The organism is Micromonospora sp. NPDC047753, assembly GCF_040642735.1.
Taxonomy (GTDB): domain Bacteria; phylum Actinomycetota; class Actinomycetes; order Mycobacteriales; family Micromonosporaceae; genus Micromonospora.
In genome coordinates this window covers 1-6,482 of sequence record NZ_JBEYSL010000393.1, presented here as the reverse complement: position 1 = coordinate 6,482, position 6,482 = coordinate 1, and the positions used below count along the sequence as shown (strand labels likewise).

The 6,482-nt window shown below is 69.4% G+C and carries 6 protein-coding genes; 1 reads left to right on the top strand and 5 read right to left on the bottom strand.

What is annotated here, in order from left to right; genetic code table 11:
• The 5 genes from ABZ749_RS26410 to ABZ749_RS26390 all read right to left on the bottom strand — a co-directional run.
• Positions 1-568, bottom strand: a 568-nt coding sequence (locus tag ABZ749_RS26410; protein WP_357232527.1) for an ATP-binding cassette domain-containing protein, incomplete at its 3' end; no start/stop codon positions are given.
• Positions 565-1,752 carry an urea ABC transporter permease subunit UrtC gene (gene urtC / locus ABZ749_RS26405; RefSeq protein ID WP_357232524.1) on the bottom strand — a complete coding sequence of 396 codons (1,188 nt, stop codon included), beginning with the start codon at positions 1,750-1,752 and terminating at the stop codon, positions 565-567. The genes urtC and ABZ749_RS26410, both read right to left, overlap by 4 nt.
• On the bottom strand, positions 1,749-2,636 hold the full coding sequence (gene urtB, locus ABZ749_RS26400; protein ID WP_357232521.1) for an urea ABC transporter permease subunit UrtB: 888 nt from the start codon (positions 2,634-2,636) through the stop codon (positions 1,749-1,751). The genes urtC and urtB overlap by 4 nt, the downstream gene beginning before the upstream one ends.
• A 75-nt stretch (positions 2,637-2,711) precedes the next feature.
• Complete coding sequence (gene urtA / locus ABZ749_RS26395; RefSeq protein WP_355006684.1) at positions 2,712-3,956, bottom strand: urea ABC transporter substrate-binding protein; 1,245 nt, start codon at positions 3,954-3,956, stop codon at positions 2,712-2,714.
• A 420-nt stretch (positions 3,957-4,376) separates the two neighbouring features.
• Positions 4,377-5,459, bottom strand: a complete 1,083-nt coding sequence (locus ABZ749_RS26390) for a substrate-binding domain-containing protein (RefSeq protein ID WP_357232518.1) — start codon at positions 5,457-5,459, stop codon at positions 4,377-4,379.
• A 96-nt stretch (positions 5,460-5,555) separates the two neighbouring features.
• On the opposite strand from ABZ749_RS26390, the gene ABZ749_RS26385 reads away from it, so the two are divergent.
• Positions 5,556-6,020, top strand: coding sequence for a MarR family winged helix-turn-helix transcriptional regulator (locus ABZ749_RS26385; RefSeq protein ID WP_357232515.1), 465 nt, complete (start codon positions 5,556-5,558; stop codon positions 6,018-6,020).
• The last annotated feature ends 462 nt before the right edge of the window (positions 6,021-6,482 follow it).

Genomic DNA, 6,482 nt, shown 5'->3' with positions numbered 1-6,482 from the left:
CCAACAGGACGCCGGTGGCGTCGCGTTCCTCATGGCTCATCCCGGCGACCGGCTCGTCCAGCAGCAGCAGTCGCGCGTCCTGCACCAGCAGCATGCCGATCTCCAGCCACTGCTTCTGGCCGTGCGCGAGCGTCCCGGCGAGGTCCGCGGTCCGCTCGGCCAGACCGATCGTCTCCAGCGCGGCGGCGATCTCGTCAGGCACGCCCCGTCGGCGGCGGGCCAGGGTCGCCCAGCTGCGCCGCGCGCCCGCCGCGATGTCGAGGTTCTGCAACACCGACAGCTCCTCGAAGACCGTCGAGGTCTGGAAGGTCCGCCCGATGCCGAGCCGGCTGATCCGGTGCACCGGCCGGCCGAGCAGTTCCTGGTCACCGAACCGGACCGAACCGCTGGCCCTGACCAGGCCGGTGATCGCGTCGACCAGTGTGGTCTTACCGGCGCCGTTCGGCCCGATCAGGAACCGGATGTCGCCGGCGGGCACCTCCAACGAGACGCCGTCCACGGCGGTGAAACCGTCGAAGCTGACCCGCACGTCACGGACGGACAAGCCGTCCAAGTGCTCGCCGCTCATGCCGCAGGCACCTCCGTCCGTTCGGCGCGTCGGCGACCCAGTGACAGCCAGCCGCGCCGCTGCGGCCGGGCGGCGACGTCACGGCGGCGGGCCAACGCCCACAGCGACGCCAGGCCGCCGGGGAGGAACGCCACCACGACCACGAAGAGCAACCCCTGAAGGTACGTCCAGGTGCCCGGAAAACGCTCGGAGAGGGCGGTACGCGCCCAGGCCACCGCCACCGCGCCGAGCACCGGCCCGAGCACTGTGGCCCGGCCGCCCACCGCGACGCCGATGACGAACTCGATCGACGGGACGATGCCGATCAGCGCGGGCGAGATGATGCCCACCGCCGGCACGAAAAGCGCCCCGGCCAGCCCGGCCATGCCCGCCGCCACCACATACGCCACAAGCTTGACCGACGCCGGGTCGTAGCCCAGGAAGCGGACCCGTTCCTCACCGTCGCGGACCGCCACCAGCAGCTCGCCGTAACGGCTCTGGATCAGCTGACGGGTCAGCGCGAGCAACGCCAATAATGTGCCGGCGATGATGAAGTACACCATCCGCTGGTTGACCGGGTCGTCCAGGTCGTAGCCGAAGAAGCCCTTGATATCGGTGAGCCCGTTGGTGCCACCCGTGGTGCCCTGTTGGCCGATCAGCAGGATCACCATCGCGGCGGCGAGCGCCTGGCTGAGGATGGCGAAGTACGCGCCGCGGACCCGGCGGCGAAAGACCAGCGAGCCCAGCCCGAAGGCGACAGCCATCGGCAGCAGCACCGTGGCGGGCAGCGCGAACCACGGGCTGGCGAACGGCCGCCACCACGGCGGCAGCTCGTCGAGTTGCCCGTACAGCTGCATGAAATCGGGCATCCCACCCGGGCCCGCGTCGGCGAGCTTGAGGTGCATGGCCATCGCGTAGCCGCCGAGGCCGAAGAAGACACCCTGGCCCAGGGTGAGCATCCCGCCCCGACCCCAGGCGATCCCGATGCCGACCGCGACCATGGCGACGCAGAGGTACTTGGCGAGCAGGGCCAGCCGGAAGTCCGACAACACCAGCGGGGCGACGGCGAACAGCAGCGCCGCGCCGAAGGCGAAGCCGGCCAGGGTCCGTAGCCGCGAGCGGCCGGCGGGGCGGCCCGGTGGTACGGCGCCGGCAGGCGCCGGGCGGACGGCGGTGCTGGGTGGCGCGGGGGTGACGGCGGTCATGCGAGGCTCCTGGTCCGCAGGGTGAACAGGCCCTGTGGCCGCCACTGGAGGAACGCGACGATCGCCACGAACACGATCACCTTGGCGACGCTGAGGGTGGTCAGGTATTCCCCGGTGGCCTGGAGCACGCCGAGGGCGAAGGCGACGATCACACTGCCCTTGAGCTGGCCGATCCCGCCGACCACGACGACCAGGAAGGCATCGATGATCAGGTTGGTGCCCATGGTCGGGCCGATCGGGCCGAGCAGGGTGAGGGCCACCCCGGCGAGCCCGGCCAGGCCGGAGCCGAGGAAGAAGGTCGTCCGGTCGACCCGGGAGGTGGCGACACCGGAAACGGCGGCGAGGTCGCGGTTCTGCACCACCGCGCGGATACGACGTCCGAGCGGGGTGAGTCGCAGCGCCAGGGTGAGCGCCGCGACGGCGGCCAGCGCCAGGGCCAGGATGAACAGCCGGTTGTTGGCGATGGTCAGCCCGCCGGGCAGCGCCACGTTGCCGGTGAGCAGCTCGGGCGCGCGGGTCTGCACGCTCGGGCTGCCGAAGATGTCCCGGGCCAGTTGTTGCAGGATCAGTGACACACCCCAGGTGACCAGCAGGGTGTCCAGTGGGCGGGCGTAGAGCCGACGGATGAGCAGCACCTCCAGCAGGACACCCATGGTGCCGGCGACCACGAACGCCACCGGCAGCGCGACCGCAAGTGACAGGCCAGCGCCGGTGATGCTCTGCTGCAGGACGTAGGTGGTGTACGCGCCGGCCATGATGAACTCACCGTGCGCCATGTTGATCACGTTCATCTGGCCGAAGGTCAGCGCGAGGCCGAGCGCGATGAGCAGCAGCACCGCGCCGATGCTGATGCCGGTGAAGAGTTGACCGAAGAGGACTGTCACGGTGGGTACTCCGAACTGCTGGTCGGGTGGCCCGGGCGGAGCGCGCGGCAACGCGTTCCGCCCGGGCCGGCGTCGTCAGCTCAGGCCGCTCGCCCACGGGTAGGTCTTGAGGTACGGATCCGGTGCGACCGGCTTGCCGGAGTTCCACACCTCAGTGATCAGGCCGTCCGCGCCAATCTTGCCGATCCGGGCGGTCTTCGCGATGTGCTGGGTCTTGCCGTCGACGGTGACCAACCCCTCCGGAGCGTCGAAGGTGATCCCGTCCGAGGCGGCGCGGACCTTCTCCACGTCGAAGGCGCCAGCCTTCTCGACCATTGCCTTCCACAGGTGCACGCCGACGTACGCGGCCTCCATCGGGTCGCTGGTCGGCTTGTCCGCGCCGTACTTCGCCTTGTACGCGGCCACGAACTTCGAGTTCGCCGCGCCCGGGGTGGTCTGGTAGTAGTTCCAGGCCGTCAGCTGGCCCTCCAGGTACTGGGTGCCGATGCCCTTGACCTCTTCCTCGGCGATCGACACCGACACCACAGGCATCGCGGCGGCGCTCAGACCCGCCGACTTGTACTCCTTGAAGAAGGCGACGTTGCTGTCACCGTTGAGCGTGTTGAACACCGCATCCGCGCCGGATGATTTGACCTTGTTCACGATGGTGCCGAACTCGGTGGAGCCCAGCGGCGCGTAATCCTCACCCAGCACGGTCATCCCGTTCGCGGCCGCGTACGCCTTGATGATTTTGTTTGCGGTCCGCGGAAACACGTAGTCGCTACCGACCAGATAGACCGACTTCGCGCCCTGCGACTTGAGGTAGTCCAGCCCGGGAACGATCTGCTGGTTGGTCGTCGCTCCGGTGTAGAAGATGTAGGGCGACTGCTCGAGTCCCTCGTACTGCACCGGGTAGAACAGCAACGCCTTGTTCTTCTCGAACACCGGCTTGACCGCCTTGCGGCTGGCCGACGTCCAACAGCCGAAGACAGCCGCCACCCGGTCCTCGGAGATGAGCTTCTCGGCCTTCTCCGCGAAGGTGGGCCAGTCCGAGGCGCCATCCTCACCGACCGGCTGGATCTTCTTGCCGAGGACACCGCCGGCCGCGTTGATCTCGTCGACGGCGAGCATGATGGAATCGCGGACGGTGACCTCGCTGATCGCCATGGTCCCGGAGAGCGAGTTGAGCAGGCCCACCTTGACGGTGTCGCCGGAAACATCGGCGGTGACGCCGGTCGCGCCACCCTCGTCGGTGGTCTTGCTGCCGCACGCGGTCATCGCGGCCGCGGCGACCAGGGTCATGGCACCCGCCAGGATGCGGCGGCCCCGGAATAATGACATCTACTCTCCCTGCGGTGCAGTCAAGTGGCGAAAGGACGGTCGGTGCGGTCCGATGGAGCTGACGTGGGCGGTGCCGAGATCGACGGGTGGACGCCGCGCAGGGCACCGGCTCGGATATGGGCAGGGAAAGCGTTGACCGGCATGATTGCGCGCGTGTTTCCCGGTCCTTAATTGACTGTTTCCGGGGGACCGTCGAGTCGCACACGAAAAACGGCCGACACCGTTGGGGAGGAAACGGTGTCGGCCGTTCGGAAAGACGCAGGGATATGTGCCACCACATTGGTCGACGGCGAATCCGCCAACGGTGGGCACGCAATGGTGAGATCTGACTCCTCGGCCAGATACTTCACGCAGGAAGCATCTTAGGACGGGATCGGGTGGCGCTGTCAAGAGTCGGGTGGGCCGACTGCCGTGCCCGGTTCAGAGCTGAGCGAGCACAGTGAAGTCGAGCCCGTCGGCCTCGGCCAGGTAGATGCGCTGCCGGACGTGCCGCTGACGCAGCCGTAACCGCCCACGCGGCCCGTGGTAGGCGACCGTGTCGGCGGCCGTCTCGATGGCCCGTACGTCGAGGGTGCGGGCCTGGCCGATCAGCGCGGCGAGCAGCATGACGCCCTCGTAGCAGGACTCCCCCAGACTGCCCAACGGCGGTGCCTCCACGCCGAAGCGCCGCGCGAACTCGCCGTGGAAGTCGAGGTTCTCCTGTGTGACAAGACCCGCGAAGAAACCCGCGGTGCTGTAAAGCCTTCGAGTCGCGCCGGCACCACTGGCCAACAGCATGTTCTCGTCCATCAGGGTGCTCAGCCGCAGGCAGCGCTGATCCAGGCCGGATCGGGCGAACGCCCTGTTGAACCGCACCGCGTCGGCACCGACCAGCAGCATCAACACCGCGTCCGCGTCACTGTGCTCGATGCGGCGTAGCACCTCGGTGAAGTCGTGCGTGTCCAACGGCAGGAAGTGCCGGCCCACCAACTGCCCACCGCCGCGCAGCGCGTACCGCTGGGCGGCCCGCGACGTACGACGCGGCCAGACGTAGTCGTTGCCCACCACGAACCAGCGGCGCACCCCCTGTTCGGCGGCGAGCATCCGCATCGCGGGCCACAGCTGGGCATCGGGCGTCTCGCTGGTCAGGAAGACACCTTCGGTGCGTTCGCCGCCCTCGTAGAGTGCGGTGTAGACGTAGGGCACCCGGTGCGCGACGCGGGGTGCCAAGGCCTGGCGCACCGAGGAGATGTGCCACCCCGTCACCCCCTGTACCGCCCCCACCGACACCAACGCCTCGACCTCGGCGGCCACCTCGGCCGGCGGTGCGCCACCGTCGACAGGCACCAGGCGGACCTCCCGGCCCAGCACGCCACCGCACCTATTGATTTCCTCGACCGCAAGCTGCGCGCAGAGCTCACAGGTGGGGCCGAACATGCCGGCCGGCCCGCGCATCGGGTAGACCAGCGCGATGCTGACCACGGCACGGTCGACGGTCAGCCACGGCGGTGCCGGCGCGGACATGAGCACATGATTGCCCGGCCCACGACGGAAGACCAGCGCTCACCACTGACCGGGACGACTCGCTACCATGACAGGGCCACCGGACCAGGGAGTTTCATGTCAGACGTGCCCGGGGCGCCAGCCGACCTGCTGCGCTCGCTCACCCGCGCCGAACGGCTGCTCTCCCGCCGGCTGGGCGCCGTCCTGGCCGACGACGCGATCAGCATCGAGGCGTGGAGGGTTCTCTGCCTGCTCGCCGATGGCCAGGGTCACCCGATGAGCGAGGTGTCCATCGAGGCGTCGCTGCCGCCGGGCACCCTCACCAAGCTGGTCGACCAACTCGTCGACCGCAACCTCGCCTTCCGCCGGATCGATCCGATCGACCGCCGACGGATTCGGGCGTACCTGACCGCTCGGGGCCGCCGCGAGCACGCCCGCCTGGACGAGCGAATCCGAGCCAGCATCTCCGAACTGGGCGTGCCGCACGCCGCCGACCTGGTGAGCCAGATCGACGACCTGATCGGCCGTCTCGACCCGAGCCGGCCACGGGAACACGCCGACGCGTCCGGCCCCCACCGCTGATCCGTCCCCGGCTCACCGACCGAACTTCTGGGCGAGCCGCAGTCTCACCCTGCTCGCGAAGCGACAAGGATCGGCCCGGTCTGGCCTCGAGCGCGACCCAAGTCCAACCGCCGCCCGACCCGCACGCATCACTCGGCCACACGCGCCACCAGCCGCGAACGCCCCCGACCCGCACACCCCAACCAGCCGCCAACGCGACCCGACCGGACGCCCCACCCAGCCGCCAACGCCACCCGCCCCGCACACCCCAACCAGCCGCGAACGCCACCTGACCCGACACCCCAACCAGCCGCGAACGCTGCCCCGCCACACGCGGCACCCAGCCGCCAACACCACCCGACCGCAGACGCCACCCGCCGCGGACGCCACCCGACCGCACGCGGCACCCAGCCGCAGACGCCACCCGCCGCAGAGCGTGTACGGCTACGAGGTCTCCCCGGTGCTGTGGAAGAAGGTCATGCC

What these genes read in the sequence shown, in the direction of transcription:
- ABZ749_RS26385 (WP_357232515.1), top strand. Translation starts at nt 5,556, where the DNA reads ATGTCAGACGTGCCCGGGGCGCCAGCCGACCTGCTGCGCTCGCTCACC.
- urtC (WP_357232524.1), bottom strand. Translation starts at nt 1,752, where the DNA reads ATGACCGCCGTCACCCCCGCGCCACCCAGCACCGCCGTCCGCCCGGCG.
- urtA (WP_355006684.1), bottom strand. Translation starts at nt 3,956, where the DNA reads ATGTCATTATTCCGGGGCCGCCGCATCCTGGCGGGTGCCATGACCCTG.
- ABZ749_RS26390 (WP_357232518.1), bottom strand. Translation starts at nt 5,459, where the DNA reads ATGTCCGCGCCGGCACCGCCGTGGCTGACCGTCGACCGTGCCGTGGTC.